Consider the following 21,198-nt stretch of genomic DNA (forward strand, 5'->3'; position numbering starts at 1 on the left):
TTAACGATCGGCGAAGAAAGCTGGCAACACGCTGGCATCGGTAATCAGCAGGCTGTGAATACCCAGCTTGCGTGCCGCTTCGATATTTTCGGGGTTATCATCAAAGAAGATGGCTTCTTCAGCAGAGTACTCTTCTTCATTCAGCAGGCGCTGATAAATGGCCGGATCGGGCTTACGCAGCCCCATATCCTGCGACAGGTAGATTTTATCCGCGGCAGCGCTCACCTCTGGGTACTCTGACGGCCAGAATTGACAATGCAGACGATTGGTATTTGACAGGATTACCACCCGCTCACCCTGATCACGCAGCTTGTGCATAATGGCAATCACTTCCGGGCGTACGCCGACAAACACGGCCTGCCAGCCTGCGGCGAACTGTTCAAAGCTTAACGACAGCCCCAGTTCATGGCATATCTTTTGCGCGAACACTTCGTCACTGATTTCTCCCCGCTCATGCTGGTGGAAACTCTCCCCCATTTGAAAACGACTTTTCAGCGTCGCCAGCGGTACGCGGCTCAGATCGCTCCACACACCGAGAACACGGTTGAAATCAATATCAACAATGACGTTACCTAAATCAAAGATATACAACATGGCCAGCTCCTTTTGTTCCGGTGAGTTATTCACTCTAGCGGTAAAAGTGGAGACTGAACAGGTGAGGATTTTGAAAAGTGCGGGGAAGATTCAGAAGGAAGTACAGGGCCGGAGTTTTCTCCGGCCCTGATATCCCGTCATACTTCAGGTTGCCTCTTTGTTGGCTGCGCTCGCTTGCCCGAATCACTTACTGCTGTAAGTTCATCGGTACTCACTCGCTTACCACCGCGATACAACCCGAATTATTTCGGGTAAAGAGCGTATTACGCTTCTTTCGGACCGCGGCTTGCGCGCTTACGGTCGTTTTCAGTCAGGTGACGTTTACGGATACGTATAGACTGTGGAGTCACTTCTACCAGTTCGTCATCATCGATGAACTCAAGCGCCTGCTCAAGGGTCATTTTCTGTGGCGGAACCAGAGTGGTGGCTTCATCAGTACCTGAAGCACGCATGTTGGTCAGCTTCTTACCGGTCAGGCAGTTCACGGTCAGGTCGTTTGAACGTGAGTGAATACCGATGATCTGGCCTTCATAAACTTCAGCACCATGGCCGAGGAACAGCTTACCGCGATCTTGCAGGCTGAACAGAGCAAACGCGACTGCTTTACCCTGACCGTTTGAGATCAGCACGCCGTTCTGACGCTGGCCAACTTCGCCTGGACGAACATCGTCGTAGTGGCTGAAGGTGGAATACAGCAGACCGGTACCTGAAGTCATGGTCATGAATTCGTTACGGAAACCAATCAGACCACGGCTTGGGATTTCGTAGTCAAGACGCACACGGCCCTTGCCATCCGGATCCATGTTTTTCAGGTCGCCTTTACGCTCACCCATCGCCTGCATCACAGAACCCTGATGCTGTTCTTCGATGTCGAGGGTAACGTTTTCGAATGGCTCTTGCTTACGGCCATCGACTTCACGGTAGATTACTTTCGGACGGGATACCGCCAGTTCGAAACCTTCACGACGCATGTTTTCAATCAGAACTGACAGGTGAAGTTCACCACGACCTGATACGCGGAAGGCGTCAGCATCTGGAGTTTCTTCAACACGCAGTGCCACGTTGTGCACCAGCTCTTTGTTCAGACGGTCAAGAATCTGACGTGAAGTCACATACTTACCTTCTTTACCGCAGAACGGAGAGGTGTTAACGCAGAAATACATGGTAACGGTTGGTTCATCAACGCTCAGGGCTGGCAGCGCTTCCACATTCTGCGGATCGCAGATGGTGTCAGAGATGTTCAGCTCACCCAGACCGGTGATTGCGATGATATCGCCAGCTTCTGCTTCAGTCGCTTCGATACGCTCCAGGCCCATATGGGTCAGAACTTTACCGACTTTAGCGTTGCGGGTTTTACCTTCGCTGTTAATCACAGTGATCTGCTGGTTAGGACGAACCTTACCGCGTTTGATACGGCCAATGCCGATAACACCCAGGTAGTTGTTGTAGTCCAGCTGCGAGATTTGCATCTGCAACGGGGCTTCAAGCTCAACCTGTGGTGGAGATACGTGTTTAACAATCGCTTCATACAGCGGAGTCATATCTTCCGCCATATCGTTGTGATCCAGGCCTGCAATACCGTTCAGGGCAGAGGCATAGATTACAGGGAAGTCGAGCTGCTCGTCAGTCGCGTCCAGGTTTACGAACAGGTCGAAAACCTGATCAACAACCCAGTCAGGACGCGCGCCAGGGCGGTCAACTTTGTTAATTACCACGATCGGCTTCAGACCATTAGCGAAGGCTTTTTTGGTCACGAAACGGGTTTGCGGCATCGGGCCATCCATTGCATCCACAACCAGCAGCACCGAGTCGACCATTGACATCACTCGCTCTACCTCACCGCCGAAATCGGCGTGTCCTGGGGTATCCACGATATTGATGCGGTAGTCATTCCATTTAATGGCGGTGTTTTTTGCGAGGATGGTAATCCCACGCTCTTTCTCCAAATCGTTGGAGTCCATTACGCGTTCGGTTGCTTCGGTACGGGCATCAAACGTCCCGGACTGCTGCAGCAACTTATCAACCAGGGTAGTCTTACCATGGTCAACGTGGGCAATAATGGCGATGTTACGCAAATTTTCGATCACAGCTTTGCCTCAGGCATTTAGAAATAGCGCGCTATTGTACACGGATTAATCGAAGGACTGAACAGGATCACATATTTCATATAAAGATAACTGTTCGGATTGCTTTTTTAGCCACTTTCAGTGCAAAGATTGCACTTAGACGAAAATTTGCACCAAAATGGTGCCCATTTATCACCCAATGGCACCAAAATGGTGCGCGACTTCCATCGTGGTGCAGTCCTCGTCTCACGAGAGGGCGCATCATAGCGCTTTTTTCGTTAAATAAAAAAGTTGGCATAGATTTCGCAAATACTCATCAAGCGAAAAATGCCAGTTTCCACAACGGTTGTAAGCTTGTGAGAGATCCTTATTATCGGAGTTAGTGTCGCGAAACGCAAAGCGCACCGGTGAAAGTTCTCTGACCATTACGCCAATGACTATTTCCAGGAGAGTTAAGTATGTCCGCTGAACACGTTTTGTCGATGATGAACGAGCACGAAGTCAAGTTTGTTGACCTGCGTTTTACTGATACCAAAGGTAAAGAGCAGCATGTGACTATCCCCGCTCATCAGGTTAACGCTGACTTCTTCGAAGAAGGCAAAATGTTTGACGGCTCCTCGATTGGCGGCTGGAAAGGTATCAACGAATCCGACATGGTTCTGATGCCTGACGCAACCACCGCAGTCATTGACCCGTTCTTTGCTGATTCTACACTGATCATCCGTTGTGACATCCTTGAGCCAGGCACCATGCAGGGCTACGACCGCGACCCGCGTTCAATCGCGAAACGCGCTGAAGATTTCCTGCGCTCTTCCGGCATTGCAGATACCGTGCTGTTTGGGCCAGAACCAGAGTTCTTCCTGTTTGATGATATCCGCTTCGGCAGCAGCACTTCAGGTTCACACGTTGCTATCGACGATATCGAAGCTTACTGGAACTCCGGTAAAGAGTACGAAGGCGGCAACAAAGGCCACCGTCCAGGTCTGAAAGGCGGCTACTTCCCGGTACCACCAGTCGACTCAGCGCAGGATATCCGTTCTGCCATGTGTCTGACCATGGAGCAGATGGGCCTGGTGGTTGAAGCTCACCACCACGAAGTGGCAACCGCTGGTCAGAACGAAGTGGCCACCCGCTTCAATACCATGACCAAAAAAGCTGACGAAATTCAGATCTACAAATATGTCGTGCACAACGTTGCTCACGCTTACGGCAAAACTGCGACCTTTATGCCAAAACCAATGTTTGGCGATAACGGTTCCGGTATGCACTGCCACATGTCCCTGTCTAAAGGCGGCACCAACCTGTTCGCTGGCGACAAATACGGCGGCCTGTCAGAAATGGCGCTGTTCTACATTGGCGGTGTGATCAAGCACGCTAAAGCAATCAACGCCCTGGCGAACCCAACCACCAACTCTTACAAGCGTCTGGTCCCAGGCTATGAAGCACCAGTTATGCTGGCTTACTCTGCCCGTAACCGTTCTGCTTCTATCCGTATTCCAGTGGTTGCCAGCCCGAAAGCACGCCGTATTGAAGCGCGCTTCCCGGATCCAGCGGCTAACCCATACCTGTGCTTCGCTGCACTGCTGATGGCTGGCCTGGACGGCATCATCAATAAGATTCACCCTGGCGATGCAATGGATAAAAACCTGTATGACCTGCCACCGGAAGAAGAAGCTGAGATTCCAAAAGTTGCAGGTTCTCTGGACGAAGCCCTGGCTGCACTGAACGAAGACCGCGAGTTCCTGACCCGTGGTGGCGTGTTCACAGAAGACGCTATCGATGCTTATATCGAGCTGCGTAAAGCCGAGATGGATCGCGTTCGTATGACTCCGCACCCGGTTGAGTTCGAACTGTACTACAGCGTTTAATTTAGTTTGAAGTAAACCCGACGAATTTCATGTTGCATTAAGGCGGCAACCGAAGAAGCCCGAATCACTTAGCCTTTTAATTGATTCGGGTAACTGAGTAAGCCAACTCCGCTGCGGCAGGAAAGGCGTCTGGGATTTTGTTGCCGTGGAAACTTTCAGCCCATCTCAGGATGGGCTTTTTTCACCACAAATTCCCGGTTAAGCCAGACGATTTTCGGGTTATATGGCTATAATGCACTAAATTGGTGCATTAATTACTCAGGAGAACGCTGTATGGCAACTGGCACGCTGCCCGATGCTGGGCAGATTCTCAATTCGCAGATCAACAGTATTTTACTGGTTGATAGTGCGTTGGTGGTTCATTACGCCAACCCCGCCGCCCAGCAGCTGCTGGCACAGAGTTCCCGCAAGCTGTTTGGTACGCCACTGCCGGAACTGATGGGTTATTTTTCCCTGAATATTGAGGTCATGCTCGAAAGTCTGGATGCCGGACAAGGTTTTACCGACAGCGAAGTGACCCTGGTGGTCGACAGCCGTGCGCATATTATGTCGCTCACTGCGCAACGTCTTCCCGAAGGATTAATTCTGCTGGAAATGGCACCGATGGATAATCAACGCCGGCTCAGTCAGGAGCAACTGCAGCATGCGCAGCAGGTGGCGGCGCGTGATCTGGTTCGTGGCCTGGCACACGAAATTAAAAACCCGCTGGGCGGGCTGCGCGGTGCAGCACAGCTGTTGGCTAAAGCACTGCCCGATCCGGCGTTAACGGAATATACCAAGGTCATCATTGAACAGGCCGATCGCCTGCGCAATCTGGTCGACCGTCTGCTTGGCCCGCAACAGCCGGGGATGCATGTCACACAAAGCATCCATCAGGTGGCTGAACGTGTGGTAAACCTGGTTTCGATGGAGCTACCCGATAATGTGGTACTTATCCGCGATTATGATCCGAGCCTGCCAGAGCTGCCCCACGACCCGGACCAGATAGAACAAGTCCTTTTGAATGTAGTACGCAACGCTCTTCAGGCGTTGGGTGAAGAAGGCGGCACGATTACTTTACGTACCCGCACGGCGTTTCAGTTAACGCTGCACGGCACACGTTATCGCCTGGTGGCACGCATCGATATTGAAGATGACGGCCCCGGCATTCCGGCACAGCTACAGGACACGCTGTTTTATCCGATGGTGAGTGGTCGTGAAGGTGGCACCGGGCTGGGATTATCCATCGCCCGCAGCCTGATTGACCAGCATTCGGGAAAAATAGAGTTCAACAGTTGGCCGGGACACACTGAATTCTCGGTTTACCTGCCTATTCGCCAGTGAGGTTTCTATGCAACGAGGGATAGTTTGGATCGTCGATGACGATAGCTCCATCCGCTGGGTGCTTGAACGCGCGCTGACTGGAGCCGGTTTAAGCTGCGCCACGTTTGACAGCGCAAACGAAGTTCTGGAAGCCCTTGCGACCAAAACCCCGGACGTTTTACTGTCAGATATTCGTATGCCCGGTATGGACGGACTGGCACTGCTGAAGCAGATTAAACAGCGGCATCCGATGCTGCCGGTGATCATTATGACGGCTCACTCCGATCTGGATGCTGCCGTCAGCGCGTATCAACAGGGTGCTTTTGACTACCTGCCGAAGCCTTTCGATATTGATGAAGCAGTGGCGCTGGTTGAGCGCGCTATCAGTCACTATCAGGAACAGCAGCAGCCACGCAATCAACCCGTCAGCGGCCCTACCACCGATATTATCGGCGAAGCACCCGCGATGCAGGATGTTTTTCGCATTATCGGCCGCCTGTCGCGCTCGTCAATTAGCGTGCTGATTAACGGTGAGTCCGGTACCGGTAAAGAGCTGGTTGCTCATGCACTGCATCGCCACAGCCCACGCGCTAAAGCGCCGTTTATCGCCCTGAATATGGCGGCAATCCCGAAAGACCTGATCGAGTCAGAGCTGTTTGGTCATGAGAAAGGCGCGTTTACCGGCGCCAATCAGATTCGACAGGGCCGTTTTGAACAGGCCGATGGCGGTACGCTGTTCCTCGACGAAATTGGCGATATGCCACTGGATGTTCAGACCCGCCTGCTGCGCGTCCTGGCGGATGGTCAGTTTTATCGCGTCGGCGGCTATGCTCCGGTTAAGGTAGACGTGCGCATTATTGCCGCTACCCACCAGAATCTGGAGCTGCGCGTACATGAAGGGAAGTTCCGTGAGGATTTGTTCCACCGCCTGAACGTCATCCGCGTACATCTGCCTCCGCTGCGTGAGCGCCGTGAAGATATTCCTCGCCTGGCGCGCTATTTCTTGCAGGTTGCTGCCCGGGAGCTGGGTGTGGAAGCCAAAATTCTGCACCCTGAAACTGAAACAGCGCTGACGCGTCTGCACTGGTCTGGCAACGTACGCCAGCTGGAGAACACCTGCCGCTGGCTGACGGTGATGGCCGCCGGGCAGGAAGTACTGATTCAGGATCTGCCACCGGAGCTGTTTGAGACCTCAACGCCGGAAAACCCGGTTCAGTCTCTTCCGGACAGCTGGGCAACGCTGCTGGCACAGTGGGCTGACCGGGCGCTGCGTTCCGGTCATCAAAACCTGCTATCAGAAGCTCAACCAGAGATGGAGCGTACGCTTCTGACTACGGCTTTGCGCCATACCCAGGGGCATAAGCAGGAAGCGGCACGCCTGCTGGGCTGGGGACGTAATACGCTAACGCGTAAGCTGAAAGAACTGGGCATGGAGTAGCATCCCTTCTCGGGAGTTAAAAAAAGGGCGACCCGTCAATAACGGCCGCCCTTTTTTTTAATTTGCACGTATCAGATCACCCGCGAGAATCGTGCACCAGCCGCTTTCTGACGCAGGTAGCGATCAAAGCACATACAGATGTTCCTGATCAGCAAACGCCCTTTAGCGGTGACCACAAGGCCCTTCTCCTGGCATTCCAGCAGCCCATCAGCCTTTAACGGTTCCAGCAACGCCAGATCCTGCGCAAAATAGTCACGGAAGTTGATTCCCCACTGGGAACTGATGTCATCAAATGACAGCGCAAAGTTACAGATCAGGCTCTTAATCACATCACGCCGCAGGCAGTCATCATCGCTCAACTGCAATCCACGCCACAGCGCCGTTTTACCTGCACGAATTTCTGCGTAGTAGTGCTTTAGCTCTTTGTGGTTTTGCGCATAGGTATCTCCGATCATACTAATGGCCGACACCCCCATACCCAGCAAATCGCTGTCACCCTGCGTGGTGTACCCCTGGAAGTTGCGGTGCAGCTCACCGGCACGCTGGGCGATGGCAAGCTCATCATCCCGGCGGGCAAAATGATCCATACCGATAAACTGATACCCTTCTGCCGTCAGCGTGGCGATAGTTTGCCGTAAAATATCCAGTTTTTCCTGGGCACCGGGCAGATCCTCATCCCTGATTTTACGCTGTGCGGGGAACAGAGCAGGCATATGAGCATAGTTAAACACACTCAGCCGGTCAGGATTCAGCTCGGCGACTTTATGCAGAGTGAAAGCAAAACTCTCAGCGGTCTGCATTGGCAGGCCGTAGATCAGGTCGATGTTGGTGGAAGCAAAGCCCAGTTCACGCGCCCGCGCCATCAGGGCGAAGATCATTGCTTCATCCTGAACGCGATTAACTTTCTCCTGCACCTGCTTATTAAAATCCTGCACCCCCATGCTCAGACGGTTAAAACCTTCAGCGCGCAGATGGTCGAGAACGTTCAGCTCAATTTCGCGTGGATCGATCTCAATGGAGATCTCAGCATCGTGCATGAAGTTAAAATGCTGGCGCAGACAGGCCATCAGCCGGCTGATTTGCGCCTTGTTGAGGAATGTAGGGGTACCGCCGCCCCAGTGCATCTGACTGACGTTGCGCTTTTCAAACAGCGGCGCACGTGCGGCAATTTCCTGCACCAGTACATCGAGGTAATCGTCAGCTTTATGCTGCTGACGCGTCACCTGCTTATTGCAGCCGCAGAAGTAGCATAGCTTGTGGCAAAACGGAATATGCAGGTAGAGCGACAGCGGCCGCTCAGGGTAACGCTGCGTCGCCTGGAGAAAAGCGGGTTCGTCAAAATTTTGATGGAATTCCAGCGCGGTCGGATAAGAGGTGTAACGGGGACCGGCGATGTTATATTTTTGAATCAGCGGGAGATCCCACTCAGTGGTCTGCGTTGGCATACTACTTCCCTTATCGTCGTCGCATTGATCGCCGCGTGACAGGGAGCTGCTGGCTGGCGATCTTGCTGCGCAGCCGGGTTTTCAGCCGCGACAGCCGCTGTAGTTTAACGAATAACCACCCCAGCCAGCACAGCAGAATCAGCGCAATAATTGATCCAGGCCAAATCATCGCCAAAAACCCCATAAAGATAAAGCAGCACTAAATTGCGCTGCTTCAAATTACGCCAACCAACCATTGAGCAAATACCCTATAGATTTCGCGTTGCAGGAAGGCGGCAATTAAGTGAATCCCCGGGAGCTTACATCAGGTAAGTGACCGGGGTGAAGGCAAGCGGCCAACGCATCTGCAGCGCGAAAGATGACGGGTACTTACGCCAACCAACCATTGAGCAAATACCCTATAGATTTCGCGCTGCAGGAAGGCGGCAATTAAGTGAATCCCCGGGAGCTTACATCAGGTAAGTGACCGGGGTGAAGGCAAGCGGCCAACGCATCTGCAGCGAGAAAGATGACGGGTATTTTAGTTTCCGCCTTTGAGCAGACGATACATATCTTCTTCTGCTTTCTCATCTTCAGCGCCATCGTCCAGAGCAATACCTAACTGCTCCATCAGCACATCGATACGATCCAGTGACTGATCCAGCCACGCCTGCTCTTCTGCTGACAGGCTGTCGCCATTTTCCAGACGATCGAGCAGTGCATCCAGACGTTCGTCATTTTCCAGCTGTGCCAGCTCTTCTTCTGGCGACAGACGCGGTTTTTTCTCGACGACTGGTTTTACTACTTTTGCTGGCTTAGGTTTACTGGCTGCTACATCGGATCCCAGAGCAATCGGCTTTTTACTGCCAATGCGCGGATCTTTAGCGGGTTTACCGTCAGTGCCCTTTTTGCTTTCAGTTGCCGGATTCGCCCGGCTGCCGGAGGCATTGCCGCTGTGCTTTTTATCACGCTTGCGGTCGCGCGCTTCCTGATTAATTTCATCACGCGTTTTACGTTTAACTTTGGTTCCCGGTTTTTTATCCTGGGACGTGCGTGCAGGTTGCTTCATGGTTTCTGCTCTCAGACTTTTATATTCAGTATAGAATTGCCGCGAAATCTAGCAGAAAGCAGACAAAGAAAAAAGGCGCCAGGTCACCCTGTCGCCTTTTTTCGCACCTTCCGCAGAAGGACTGACAATGTCAGCATCCTTATTAGCATCCAGCATCCCTGTTTTCCGTTGCCTTTGCTTTATCCTTTAAGCGTTCCAGAATCCTTGTCGCGCACGCCTGTGCACATTTCCTTCCCTGCCCGAGATCGTCCCGATGCTCCTTGAGCACTTCATCCTGAAGTGAAATATCCTGTTTCTGGCTACAAATGTAGACTAACCAGTCCGGCAAACAAGGTGAGGAAAGTAATTTTTACTCTGTTTTTTTAGCGCTTTTCTCAACTCTATGAAAAGTAGTAAAAAATCCATTTTATTAAATTCAAAATACAGAGAGTGCTGGCACATCCAATGGACAATGTCTCACAGCGGTTGATGAGGGGTAGTGTCTTACCGGGCGCTTTGCGGCCATACAGGGTATAATCAGCGCAATTGTCCTTTCATACCTGGAGTATCTATTTTGTCTGGCTGGAATTATCACGTCACCCATTTTGTCACCAGCGCCCCCGATATCCGCCACCTGCCTGCCGATACCGGTATTGAGGTTGCTTTTGCCGGGCGTTCTAACGCGGGTAAATCCAGCGCGCTTAATACGCTGACTAACCAGAAAGGTCTGGCCCGTACCAGTAAAACCCCTGGCCGCACCCAGTTAATTAACCTTTTCCAGGTTGCTGAAGGCTACCGTCTGGTCGATCTGCCAGGCTACGGCTACGCACAGGTTCCTGAAGAGATGAAGCTGAAGTGGCAGCGTGCGCTGGCAGAATATCTTCGCGATCGTAACTGTCTGAAAGGGCTGGTAGTGCTGATGGATATTCGTCATCCGCTGAAAGACCTGGATCGTCAGATGGTAATGTGGGCTGTACAGAGCGGGATTGAAGTACTGATTCTGCTAACTAAAGCGGATAAGCTGGCATCCGGCGCGCGTAAGGCACAGCTAAATGCCGTTCGTGAAGAGGCGAAAACCTTCCTCGGCACCGTTGAGGTAGAGGCATTCTCATCGCTGAAGAAAATTGGTGTGGATAAACTGAGCCAGAAGCTGGATAGCTGGTATCGCGATATTCCTCCGGCAACCGAAGACGATATTCCCGCCGAATAAACCGCCTGAAAAGGATGATCTGTCGCCGACAGATCTCGCCCCCTGATGGGGCCTGCAGTTGGAACAGCAAGGCGGCAAGAGCATAAGTTCCCGGGGCTTACATTAGTAAGTAGCCGGGGCGCTGGCTCGCTGTTAACGCAGCTGCGGCGGTCAAGGATGAAGGCAAAAGACAATAAAAAACGCCCCAGTCATTACTGACTGGGGCGGCTAAAATATTCAGCCAAATCCGATTACGTGAAGTAAAAGGTCTGAAAGATAGAACATCTTACCTCTGTACCCTACATCAGAAACTTTACATCATTTTTTGAGCGCTCAAAAGGGTTTTTTGTAGTTAATTTTCAGAAAACGACATGCAATATCCAACTCAAGTCACAAAAACCCATCGTTCATGTAGCTTAATTACTAAAAAAGTGTTTTGGCTGAGACGTTTAGGCGATCCTGAATAGATACGTGAGCGAGGTGAAATGCTGAACCGTTTAAAGCCAGAATCTTGTCAGTGACAATCCGGCAGACCAATCTGGTAATAAAATTAGCCTGCCGGACAGCAACGTTCTGCTTAGTGAGCCTGATCCCAGTTGTCGCCCACGCCAACTTCAACGCGTAACGGTACATCCAGTTTCATACTGTCTTCCATCAGCTGACGAATCTTAGCGGATGCCGCTTCCACTGCATCGGCTTTCACTTCAAACACCAGTTCATCGTGTACCTGCATGATCATTTTCACGTCACCGTTAGTCTGAGGTGCCAGCCATTCATCCACCGCAATCATCGCCCGCTTAATGATATCTGCTGCGGTTCCCTGCATTGGCGCGTTGATTGCGGCACGCTCTGCCGCTTTACGACGCATCGCATTACTGGCTTTAATATCTGGCAGATACAAGCGACGGCCATCCAATGTCGACACATAGCCCTTCTCTGCCGCCAGTGTGCGGGTGCTCTCCATATATTGCAGTACGCCAGGATAGCGCTCGAAGTAGAGATCCATATACTTTTTCGCTTCACCTGCGCCGATATTTAACTGACGTGACAACCCAAAAGCACTCATACCGTAAATAAGGCCGAAGTTAATTGCCTTGGCGCTGCGACGCTGTTCACCGCTGACCTTATCCAGCGCCACACCGAACACTTCTGAAGCGGTGGCACGGTGAATATCTTGTTCACTGGCAAAAGCACTAAGCAAGCCTTTATCCTGCGACAAGTGCGCCATAATGCGCAGCTCGATTTGCGAGTAGTCAGCTGCAACAATACGACAGCCCTTTGGCGCGATAAATGCCTGACGAATACGTCGCCCTTCATCATTACGTACCGGAATATTTTGCAGGTTCGGATCGCTGGAGGAGAGGCGTCCGGTAGCTGTAACGGTCTGATGATAAGAGGTATGCACCCGTCCACTGTGTGGATTGATCATCAGCGGCAGCTTATCGGTATAGGTGGACTTGAGTTTGGAAAGACCACGATGTTCCAAAATCACTTTTGGCAGCGGATAGTCCAGCGCCAGTTCAGCTAAAACTTCCTCACTGGTAGACGGTGCGCCACCCGGGGTTTTCTTCGTTGGTTTGATACCCTGTTTTTCAAACAGAATGGTTTGTAGCTGCTTAGGTGAAGAGAGGTTGAATGGTTCGCCCGCCAGCTCATGCGCCTTAAGCTCCAGCTCTGCCAGGCGGCTGCCCAGCTCCTGCGAGTGCAGCGCCAGAATGTTCTGGTCGATAAGGACACCATTGCGCTCAATACGGGAGATCACCGATACCAACGGCATTTCTACTTTTTCAAAGACCTCTTTCGGCCCCTGCTCTTTCTGCAACTCCGGCCACATCTTAAGATGAAGCTGCAACGTTACGTCGGCGTCTTCTGCTGCGTAGTGCGCTGCCTGCTCCAGTGCGATCTGGTTGAAGGTCAGCTGATTCTTACCCTTACCGGCTATCTCTTCGAAAGAGGTGGTTTTATGATTCAGCCAGCGTGACGCCAGGGTGTCCATATCATGACGCCCGATCACACTATTTAGCGCGTAAGATTCCAGCATGGTATCAAACTGAATACCCTGCAATTCAATATCATAGTTAGCAAGCACGCCACGATCGTACTTAAGGTTCTGACCAACCTTATATGACTTAGGATCTTCGAGAAGTGGTTTAAGACGTGCCAGTACTGCCGTGCGATCTAACTGCTCTGGTGCATCCAGATAGTCGTGCGCAACTGGCAGGTAAGCGGCTTCACCCGGAGCAATGGCAAATGACAGGCCGATAATATTGGCACTGAGCGTATCCAGCGAATCGGTTTCCAGATCAAGAGCAAACAGCTCGCTTTGCTGAAGTTTCTTCAGCCAGCTATCAAAGGTCGCTTCGTCGAGAATAGTGACATAGCCATCAGAAGAGAGCGTACTGACCACCTCCTCATCCACAGGCTGGCTTTCTGCCGCTGCGACTTTTTTCGCAGACGGATTACCTTTATTGCCCTGCAACCACTTGCCTTCTTCCAGGTCAACAATCCAGCGCTTAAACTCGTAATGCTTAAATAATCCCAGCAGCTCTTCAACCGCAGGTTCTTCAACCGTCAGCTGATCGCAGGTCAAATCCAGCTCAACATCGGTTTTAATCGTCGCCAGTTGGTAAGAGAGGAAGGCCATCTCTTTATTCTGTTCAAGCTTCGCGGCCATGGTTTTTGCACCGCGAAACGTCAACGTGGCAACTTTATCCAAATTGGCATAGATATCTTTTACACCACCCAGCCCCTGTAACAGGGCCTGAGCCGTTTTTTCACCGACACCCGCGACGCCCGGAATGTTATCTGATGAGTCTCCCATCAGAGCCAGGAAATCAATAATCAGCGAAGGTGGAATCCCATATTTCTCAGTCACTTCATCAGGGCCAAGAATCGCATTATTCATGGTATTGATCAGGGTGATATTCGGCGTTACCAGCTGGGCCATATCTTTATCGCCAGTGCTAATCAGCACCGGTTTACCGATCTTTTCTGCCGCCAGTGCCAGCGTACCTATGACATCGTCTGCTTCAACGCCAGAGACAGCCAGCAGCGGCAGCCCCATGGCTTTTACCATGGTATGCAGTGGTTCAATCTGCGCTCGCAGGTCATCCGGCATAGGAGGGCGGTGGGATTTGTACGCTTCAAATAATTCGTCGCGAAAGGTTTTACCCTTTGCATCAAATACCACGGCCACATGACTTGGCTTATATTGTAACAGCAGGCTGCGCAGCATATTTAATACGCCGTACATTGCACCGGTGGGCTCGCCTGCGCTATTGGTCAGCGGAGGGAACGCATGATAAGCACGGTACAGGTAGGAAGATCCATCTACCAGAATCAGCGGGTTTTCTGCAATTTTAGCCATAAGTCGTCACGTTCTTCTTTGGTTTTTGATTGGCGTTAAGGATGCCACAGCTCGCAATGAAAGATGAAATTTCAAGGGCGAATAATCCTCAGACAATTGTGATTTTGCGTTACGCTTCGCAATGACACGCTGTGGATAAGTTTGTGTGTAAATTTACTAACAACCACGTACATATCGGCGATCATAAAAAAAATAAATTAATTTTTGTTTATAATCATTCAGTTAATTATTCACTCCAGGATTAATGCGATGTTTTACAGAATAACGCAGATGTGGATATAAATTGGCATGCCCGGTTGAAGAAACGATATCTCCGACTAACGAAAGAGCATTTTTACGGTATTTATCTCGAAGGGAGTGAAAAAACGCCGACAAAGCCGGCGTTAGAAAATCTCATTGAAGAATTATTTCTGAGTGATCAGGAATTTCACCACGTTGGCGTACTGCTGAACATAGTTTTCCTGTGAGCTGGTATCCAGACCGCCATTGTTAACCATGTATTTACCGTTAACAAACATCGCCGGCACGCCGCGCAGATCCAGGTCTGCTGCTGCTTTTTGCTGTTGAGCAACCAGGGATTTCACTACGAAGCTGTTCCAGGCTGCATCGTATTCTTCTGGCTTAATACCCGCAGCTTTAACGAATACTGCTTTCAGGCTCGCCGGGTCGGTGATGGTTTGCGTCTGCTGAATACCTTCAAAAATCGCAGCAGTGACTTTATCTTCCACACCCAGTGCCATCGCTACGGCCCATGCCTGCGTTACGGTTTTACCCATTTCGCCGCCCAGGAACTCTACATGGTATTTTGTTACTTTGGTGCCAGCAGGCAGGCCTTTTTTCACAGCATCGCTTACATGCCATACATGCTCGAACTGGTAGCAGTGCGGGCAGTAGAAGGAGAAGAACTCCAGAACCTGCGGCTCGCCCGTAGCCGGTTTATCCAGCGTAACGTATTGCTGACCATCGGTAAATTGTGCGGCAGAAGCGCTGAATGCCAGAACCATACCGACGAGCGCAAATAAAATCTTTTTCATCGTGAAACTCTCTCCTAGTTACATCTCAGTAGGCGAACCAAAGGGTGATCACACCTGGAAAACAGGCGCAAGCTGAAGCGGAGGTTCTTGCAGCAGCTTGTTCTGTTCGTTAAAAGTGGATATCTGCCGAAGCCAGAAATCCTCGTCCGTCATCCACGGAAAACTGGCTGGGAAAGCCGGGTCATGCCAGCGGCGTACCACCCAGGCAAGATAATAAACCATCCGCATAGCACGTAAAGGCTCAATCAGTGACAATTCGTGAGTGTCGAACTCGCAAAATTCACCATAAGCTTCCAGCAGAATATCCCACTGCAGACGCTGTTCCTGCCGATCGCCGTTGATCAGCATCCACAGATCTTGTACCGCTGGGCCATTACGCGCGTCATCCAGATCAACAAACAAAGGCCCGTCACGCCATAGTATATTGCCCGGATGACAGTCGCCATGTAAGCGCAGCGGCTGCCACTGAGTATGCCAGCAGTTTTGTAAAGTTGTGCGTAGACGCCCGATACTATCCAGTAAACCCATTTTTAACTTAGCAGGAACAAGTGCGCTGTCAGTCAGGATCTGTAGCGGTTCATCAATATATTCTTTGAGCCCTATGGTTGGTCGTGACTCAAATGTCTTGCGGCGTCCAACCTGATGAATTCGCCCAAGAAAACGTCCTACCCACTCCAGATGATCGTAATTATCCGTTTCATACTGACGCCCACCAAGACTGGGGAAAACAGCAAACCAGAAGCCCTTGTGCTGATGGAGCATTGAGCCGTTCAATTCCAATGGGGCAGCAAGCGGGATCTCATCGGCAAACAGTTCTGCGGCGAACTGATGCTCTTCTTCAATTTGCGCCTGTGACCAGCGCTGAGGGCGGTAAAATTTCGCCACATAGCGTCGTTTGTCATCGTCGGAAAACTGATAGACGCGGTTTTCATAACTGTTGAGCGCTGTCAGGCCGGATTCCACACGCAGTCCGGTCTCCCACAGCGCATCCAGAATGGTATCAGGCGTCAGGGTTTGGAAGTTAAAAGCAGGTTCTTTCATCCGGCAAGCTCGCTGATAATCAATATAGATAGCGTGCAAGAGTACCATTAAACGGGTACTACTTCGGATTAACGACCTGATTTAATCCTTAATGACGCCTCGTGCACGCAGTAATGCTGTTTTGAAATCGTCCTCATAGTCTTTCTTCAAGCCAGGGATTTCAGCATTTTTATCACTACCACGCATTTTGAGATGGTAGATTAGTACATCGTCCTTTAATTCACTAATAGGCTGCTTAAAGCCTGCTTCATCGGCTAACTTCTGTAAAAACTCGATTAAATTCAGATCTGGTTCCTGCTGCCATTCAGGTTGCAGCAGGCTGATTAACTCATTTAGACGATGGCATTTCATGCGATTGTACCTGTATAAAGAACCCAACGTTAAGCATAGGGTATAAAACTAATGGGAACAGTTTCTACCACGGATCAGATGCCGATAACCGGCGTGATTCTGGCTGGTGGCCGTGGCAGCCGGATGGGGGGTGATGATAAGGGGCTGATTATCTGGCAGAACCAGCCGCTTTATCAACACGTTCTACAACGTTTGCAGCCCCAGGTCACTACTGTATGGATTAATGCCAATCGAAATATTGAGGTATATCAACAGAGTGGATTACCTGTGATATCCGATACGCTGGCTGATTTTCTGGGGCCGCTAGCAGGGATGTTATCAGCTCTGCAACAGACAGAAACAGAATGGGTAGCCTTCACTTCATGTGATACGCCACAGCTACCCGATAATTTTATCCATCATCTGTGGCAGTACAAAGGTGATGCACTGGCTGTATGGGCACGGACTGAAGAGCGCGATCATCCGACACTCGCGTTATTACATCGCAGTCTGGCGACTACTTTACAACAGTATCTGGCTCGTGGGGATCGTAAATTGATGTCATTCCTTGAGCAGTCAGGAGGGCATAGTGTGTTATTTGCTCAATCTGAAGCAGCATTCCGTAATTTTAACCGGCCGGAAGATCTTATTTAAGCTTGTTAAGATGGGAGAGTGTCCATTTTTCAGCCGCCAGTGGTACTCGTTACCGATAACTGTAGCTTTATTAAACACAAAAACCCCGGCCTTGCGGTCGGGGTTCTTTCTTTGATGCCCGGCAGTTTATTGACTACTTCCCTGCGCACCGTTCAGACAGACGCTGAAGAGCCGCTCACCGGCAAACAGCAGACGAAAAAAAACCCCAACCTTACGGTCGGGGTTCTTTCTCTATTTGATGCCTGGCAGTTCCCTACTCTCGCATGGGGAGACCCCACACTACCATCGGCGCTACGGCGTTTCACTTCTGAGTTCGGCATGGGGTCAGGTGGGACCACCGCGCTAAAGCCGCCAGGCAAATTCTGTGCTCTGTCCTGTGTCTTTTGCGCTCTGACTGCGTTGCCTGCGCTCGCAAGCTCAGTCACATACCTGTGTATGCTCCTTCACTCACTTCGCTGGCCGCCTTGTCACAGCACAAAATCCTTCGGAATTGACTCCGCAGGAGGACAGATAAATTCTTTATCCGGTACAGGCTGAAAATCGTCTTCGCGTCTCTCATAACGCTCACCAGAACGCTTCTGGCGTTGTAAGGTTAAGCCTCACGGGTCATTAGTACCGGTTAGCTCAACGCATCGCTGCGCTTACACACCCGGCCTATCAACGTCGTAGTCTTCAACGTCCCTTCAGGACTCTCAAGGAGTCAGGGAGAATTCATCTCGAGGCAAGTTTCGCGCTTAGATGCTTTCAGCGCTTATCTTTTCCGCACTTAGCTACCGGGCAATGCCATTGGCATGACAACCCGAACACCAGTGGTGCGTTCACTCCGGTCCTCTCGTACTAGGAGCAACCCCTCTCAATTCTCCAGCGCCCACGGCAGATAGGGACCGAACTGTCTCACGACGTTCTAAACCCAGCTCGCGTACCACTTTAAACGGCGAACAGCCGTACCCTTGGGACCTACTTCAGCCCCAGGATGTGATGAGCCGACATCGAGGTGCCAAACACCGCCGTCGATATGAACTCTTGGGCGGTATCAGCCTGTTATCCCCGGAGTACCTTTTATCCGTTGAGCGATGGCCCTTCCATTCAGAACCACCGGATCACTATGACCTGCTTTCGCACCTGCTCGAGCCGTCACTCTCGCAGTCAAGCCAGCTTATGCCATTGCACTAACCTCACGATGTCCGACCGTGATTAGCTGACCTTCGTGCTCCTCCGTTACTCTTTAGGAGGAGACCGCCCCAGTCAAACTACCCACCAGACACTGTCCCCACGCCGGATCACGGCGCCAGGTTAGAACATCAAACGTTAAAGGGTGGTATTTCAAGGTTGGCTCCACGCAGACTGGCGTCCACGCTTCAAAGCCTCCCACCTATCCTACACATCAAGGCTCAATGTTCAGTGTCAAGCTGTAGTAAAGGTTCACGGGGTCTTTCCGTCTTGCCGCGGGTACACTGCATCTTCACAGCGAGTTCAATTTCACTGAGTCTCGGGTGGAGACAGCCTGGCCATCATTACGCCATTCGTGCAGGTCGGAACTTACCCGACAAGGAATTTCGCTACCTTAGGACCGTTATAGTTACGGCCGCCGTTTACCGGGGCTTCGATCAAGAGCTTCTCCTTGCGGATAACCCCATCAATTAACCTTCCGGCACCGGGCAGGCGTCACACCGTATACGTCCACTTTCGTGTTTGCACAGTGCTGTGTTTTTAATAAACAGTTGCAGCCAGCTGGTATCTTCGACTGGCTTCAGCTCCGGGAGCAAGTCCCTTCACCTACGCGCCAGCGTGCCTTCTCCCGAAGTTACGGCACCATTTTGCCTAGTTCCTTCACCCGAGTTCTCTCAAGCGCCTTGGTATTCTCTACCTGACCACCTGTGTCGGTTTGGGGTACGATTCGGTGTTACCTGATGCTTAGAGGCTTTTCCTGGAAGCAGGGCATTTGTTACTTCAGCACCGTAGTGCCTCGTCATCACACCTCAGCCTTAAAGAGTTCCGGATTTGCCTGGAACTCAAGCCTACATGCTTAAACCGGGACAACCGTCGCCCGGCTAACATAGCCTTCTCCGTCCCCCCTTCGCAGTAACACCCAGTACGGGAATATTAACCCGTTTCCCATCGACTACGCCTTTCGGCCTCGCCTTAGGGGTCGACTCACCCTGCCCCGATTAACGTTGGACAGGAACCCTTGGTCTTCCGGCGAGCGGGCTTTTCACCCGCTTTATCGTTACTTATGTCAGCATTCGCACTTCTGATACCTCCAGCAGCCCTCACAGGCCACCTTCGACGGCTTACAGAACGCTCCCCTACCCAACAATACTTGCGTATCGCTGCCGCAGCTTCGGTGCATGGTTTAGCCCCGTTACATCTTCCGCGCAGGCCGACTCGACCAGTGAGCTATTACGCTTTCTTTAAATGATGGCTGCTTCTAAGCCAACATCCTGGCTGTCTGTGCCTTCCCACATCGTTTCCCACTTAACCATGACTTTGGGACCTTAGCTGGCGGTCTGGGTTGTTTCCCTCTTCACGACGGACGTTAGCACCCGCCGTGTGTCTCCCGTGATAACATTCTCCGGTATTCGCAGTTTGCATCGGGTTGGTAAGCCGGGATGGCCCCCTAGCCGAAACAGTGCTCTACCCCCGGAGATGAGTTCACGAGGCGCTACCTAAATAGCTTTCGGGGAGAACCAGCTATCTCCCGGTTTGATTGGCCTTTCACCCCCAGCCACAAGTCATCCGCTAATTTTTCAACATTAGTCGGTTCGGTCCTCCAGTTAGTGTTACCCAACCTTCAACCTGCCCATGGCTAGATCACCGGGTTTCGGGTCTATACCCTGCAACTTAACGCCCAGTTAAGACTCGGTTTCCCTGCGGCTCCCCTATACGGTTAACCTTGCTACAGAATATAAGTCGCTGACCCATTATACAAAAGGTACGCAGTCACACCACGAAGGTGCTCCCACTGCTTGTACGTACACGGTTTCAGGTTCTTTTTCACTCCCCTCGCCGGGGTTCTTTTCGCCTTTCCCTCACGGTACTGGTTCACTATCGGTCAGTCAGGAGTATTTAGCCTTGGAGGATGGTCCCCCCATATTCAGACAGGATGTCACGTGTCCCGCCCTACTCATCGAACTCACAGCAAGTGCATTTTTGTGTACGGGAGTATCACCCTGTACCCTGCGACTTTCCAGACGCTTCCACTAATGCACAAACTGATTCAGGTTCTGGGCTGTTCCCCGTTCGCTCGCCGCTACTGGGGGAATCTCGGTTGATTTCTTTTCCTCGGGGTACTTAGATGTTTCAGTTCCCCCGGTTCGCCTCATGCCACTATGTATTCATGACATGATAGTGTGCCGGAGCACACTGGGTTTCCCCATTCGGGTATCGTCGGCTGTTGCGGTTCATATCACCTTACCGACGCTTATCGCAGATTAGCACGCCCTTCATCGCCTCTGACTGCCTAGGCATCCACCGTGTACGCTTAGTCGCTTAACCTCACAACCCACAAGCGTCCCGGAGGACACATTGCTGTTGCGAGCATTTGAGAGACTCGAACATATCGTTATTTCATTCTTATTTACGGAGAATGAAAACGACATGTCGTTTCAATTTTCAGCTTGTTCCGGATTGTTAAAGAGCAAATATCTCAAACATGACTCGTTAAAGTCAGCTTTGAGATACTGGGTGGCAACGTCTTTCACGTCGTTACCGGTATGGCGTCCCCAAGGGGATTCGAACCCCTGTTACAGCCGTGAAAGGGCAGTGTCCTGGGCCTCTAGACGATGGGGACTCGGGTACTACTTTGCTCGTTACTTCTATCAGACAATCTGTGTGGACACTGCG

The 21,198-nt window shown here is 51.3% G+C and carries 15 protein-coding genes, 1 tRNA gene and 2 rRNA genes; 5 read left to right on the forward strand and 13 right to left on the reverse strand.

Annotated elements, in window-relative coordinates:
- Together yihX and typA are read right to left on the reverse strand one after the other, a co-directional pair.
- Positions 1 to 594 carry a glucose-1-phosphatase gene (gene yihX, locus GN242_RS20995; RefSeq protein WP_154754067.1) on the reverse strand — a complete coding sequence of 198 codons (594 nt, stop codon included), beginning with the start codon at positions 592 to 594 and terminating at the stop codon, positions 1 to 3.
- Between the two features lie 263 nt (positions 595 to 857).
- The gene (gene typA, locus GN242_RS21000; RefSeq protein WP_156288145.1) at positions 858 to 2,681 is read right to left on the reverse strand and encodes a ribosome-dependent GTPase TypA; all 1,824 of its coding nucleotides are present in this window, start codon (positions 2,679 to 2,681) and stop codon (positions 858 to 860) included.
- A 437-nt stretch (positions 2,682 to 3,118) separates the two neighbouring features.
- Between typA and glnA the strand changes: the two genes are divergently transcribed.
- From glnA to glnG, 3 genes are all read left to right on the forward strand, one after another.
- Positions 3,119 to 4,528, forward strand: a complete 1,410-nt coding sequence (glnA, locus tag GN242_RS21005) for a glutamate--ammonia ligase (RefSeq protein WP_154754066.1) — start codon at positions 3,119 to 3,121, stop codon at positions 4,526 to 4,528.
- A gap of 273 nt (positions 4,529 to 4,801) precedes the next feature.
- Positions 4,802 to 5,851 (forward strand): nitrogen regulation protein NR(II), encoded by a 1,050-nt coding sequence (glnL, locus tag GN242_RS21010; protein ID WP_154754065.1) that lies wholly within the window; start codon positions 4,802 to 4,804, stop codon positions 5,849 to 5,851.
- A 7-nt stretch (positions 5,852 to 5,858) separates the two neighbouring features.
- Positions 5,859 to 7,268, forward strand: a complete 1,410-nt coding sequence (gene glnG / locus GN242_RS21015; protein ID WP_154754064.1) for a nitrogen regulation protein NR(I) — start codon at positions 5,859 to 5,861, stop codon at positions 7,266 to 7,268.
- A 71-nt stretch (positions 7,269 to 7,339) separates the two neighbouring features.
- On the opposite strand, the gene hemN is transcribed toward glnG, so the two are convergent.
- The 3 genes from hemN to yihI form a co-directional block, all read right to left on the reverse strand.
- A complete protein-coding gene (hemN, locus tag GN242_RS21020) occupies positions 7,340 to 8,713 on the reverse strand; it encodes an oxygen-independent coproporphyrinogen III oxidase (protein ID WP_156288146.1) in 1,374 nt (457 codons plus the stop codon).
- Positions 8,714 to 8,723: 10 nt separating this feature from the next.
- Positions 8,724 to 8,882, reverse strand: a complete 159-nt coding sequence (locus GN242_RS21675) for a hypothetical protein (protein ID WP_197094806.1) — start codon at positions 8,880 to 8,882, stop codon at positions 8,724 to 8,726.
- Between the two features lie 351 nt (positions 8,883 to 9,233).
- Positions 9,234 to 9,761 (reverse strand): Der GTPase-activating protein YihI, encoded by a 528-nt coding sequence (gene yihI, locus GN242_RS21025; RefSeq protein ID WP_154754062.1) that lies wholly within the window; start codon positions 9,759 to 9,761, stop codon positions 9,234 to 9,236.
- Positions 9,762 to 10,314: 553 nt separating this feature from the next.
- Here yihI and yihA point away from each other — a divergent pair.
- Positions 10,315 to 10,950, forward strand: a complete 636-nt coding sequence (yihA, locus tag GN242_RS21030) for a ribosome biogenesis GTP-binding protein YihA/YsxC (RefSeq protein WP_156288147.1) — start codon at positions 10,315 to 10,317, stop codon at positions 10,948 to 10,950.
- A 216-nt stretch (positions 10,951 to 11,166) separates the two neighbouring features.
- Here yihA and spfP read toward each other — a convergent pair whose 3' ends face one another.
- The 5 genes from spfP to GN242_RS21050 all read right to left on the reverse strand — a co-directional run bounded on the left by spfP (position 11,167) and on the right by GN242_RS21050 (position 16,722).
- On the reverse strand, positions 11,167 to 11,214 hold the full coding sequence (gene spfP / locus GN242_RS21990; RefSeq protein WP_071892919.1) for a small protein SpfP: 48 nt from the start codon (positions 11,212 to 11,214) through the stop codon (positions 11,167 to 11,169).
- Between the two features lie 292 nt (positions 11,215 to 11,506).
- Positions 11,507 to 14,296: a DNA polymerase I gene (polA, locus tag GN242_RS21035; RefSeq protein WP_156288148.1), complete on the reverse strand. Its 2,790-nt coding sequence runs from the start codon at positions 14,294 to 14,296 to the stop codon at positions 11,507 to 11,509.
- A gap of 404 nt (positions 14,297 to 14,700) precedes the next feature.
- Positions 14,701 to 15,330: a thiol:disulfide interchange protein DsbA gene (gene dsbA / locus GN242_RS21040; RefSeq protein WP_154754059.1), complete on the reverse strand. Its 630-nt coding sequence runs from the start codon at positions 15,328 to 15,330 to the stop codon at positions 14,701 to 14,703.
- A 48-nt stretch (positions 15,331 to 15,378) separates the two neighbouring features.
- Positions 15,379 to 16,371 (reverse strand): serine/threonine protein kinase, encoded by a 993-nt coding sequence (locus tag GN242_RS21045; RefSeq protein ID WP_154754058.1) that lies wholly within the window; start codon positions 16,369 to 16,371, stop codon positions 15,379 to 15,381.
- Positions 16,372 to 16,452: 81 nt separating this feature from the next.
- Positions 16,453 to 16,722: a YihD family protein gene (locus GN242_RS21050; RefSeq protein ID WP_154754057.1), complete on the reverse strand. Its 270-nt coding sequence runs from the start codon at positions 16,720 to 16,722 to the stop codon at positions 16,453 to 16,455.
- A 51-nt stretch (positions 16,723 to 16,773) separates the two neighbouring features.
- Between GN242_RS21050 and mobA the strand changes: the two genes are divergently transcribed.
- Positions 16,774 to 17,355: a molybdenum cofactor guanylyltransferase MobA gene (mobA, locus tag GN242_RS21055; protein ID WP_156288149.1), complete on the forward strand. Its 582-nt coding sequence runs from the start codon at positions 16,774 to 16,776 to the stop codon at positions 17,353 to 17,355.
- Positions 17,356 to 17,595: 240 nt separating this feature from the next.
- Here mobA and rrf read toward each other — a convergent pair.
- From rrf to GN242_RS21070, 3 genes are all read right to left on the reverse strand, one after another.
- Positions 17,596 to 17,711: ribosomal RNA gene (gene rrf / locus GN242_RS21060) — 5S ribosomal RNA — on the reverse strand.
- Positions 17,712 to 17,943: 232 nt separating this feature from the next.
- Positions 17,944 to 20,850: ribosomal RNA gene (locus GN242_RS21065) — 23S ribosomal RNA — on the reverse strand.
- Positions 20,851 to 21,069: 219 nt separating this feature from the next.
- A tRNA-Glu gene (locus tag GN242_RS21070) sits at positions 21,070 to 21,145 on the reverse strand.
- Positions 21,146 to 21,198: the final 53 nt, after the last annotated feature.

This window comes from Erwinia sorbitola (assembly GCF_009738185.1).
Lineage (GTDB): Bacteria > Pseudomonadota > Gammaproteobacteria > Enterobacterales > Enterobacteriaceae > Erwinia > Erwinia sorbitola.

Coding starts and splice junctions, on each gene's coding strand:
- yihX (WP_154754067.1), bottom strand. CDS start 594: ATGTTGTATATCTTTGATTTAGGTAACGTCATTGTTGATATTGATTTC.
- glnA (WP_154754066.1), top strand. CDS start 3,119: ATGTCCGCTGAACACGTTTTGTCGATGATGAACGAGCACGAAGTCAAG.
- glnL (WP_154754065.1), top strand. CDS start 4,802: ATGGCAACTGGCACGCTGCCCGATGCTGGGCAGATTCTCAATTCGCAG.
- glnG (WP_154754064.1), top strand. CDS start 5,859: ATGCAACGAGGGATAGTTTGGATCGTCGATGACGATAGCTCCATCCGC.
- hemN (WP_156288146.1), bottom strand. CDS start 8,713: ATGCCAACGCAGACCACTGAGTGGGATCTCCCGCTGATTCAAAAATAT.
- GN242_RS21675 (WP_197094806.1), bottom strand. CDS start 8,882: ATGATTTGGCCTGGATCAATTATTGCGCTGATTCTGCTGTGCTGGCTG.
- yihI (WP_154754062.1), bottom strand. CDS start 9,761: ATGAAGCAACCTGCACGCACGTCCCAGGATAAAAAACCGGGAACCAAA.
- polA (WP_156288148.1), bottom strand. CDS start 14,296: ATGGCTAAAATTGCAGAAAACCCGCTGATTCTGGTAGATGGATCTTCC.
- dsbA (WP_154754059.1), bottom strand. CDS start 15,330: ATGAAAAAGATTTTATTTGCGCTCGTCGGTATGGTTCTGGCATTCAGC.
- GN242_RS21045 (WP_154754058.1), bottom strand. CDS start 16,371: ATGAAAGAACCTGCTTTTAACTTCCAAACCCTGACGCCTGATACCATT.
- GN242_RS21050 (WP_154754057.1), bottom strand. CDS start 16,722: ATGAAATGCCATCGTCTAAATGAGTTAATCAGCCTGCTGCAACCTGAA.
- mobA (WP_156288149.1), top strand. CDS start 16,774: ATGGGAACAGTTTCTACCACGGATCAGATGCCGATAACCGGCGTGATT.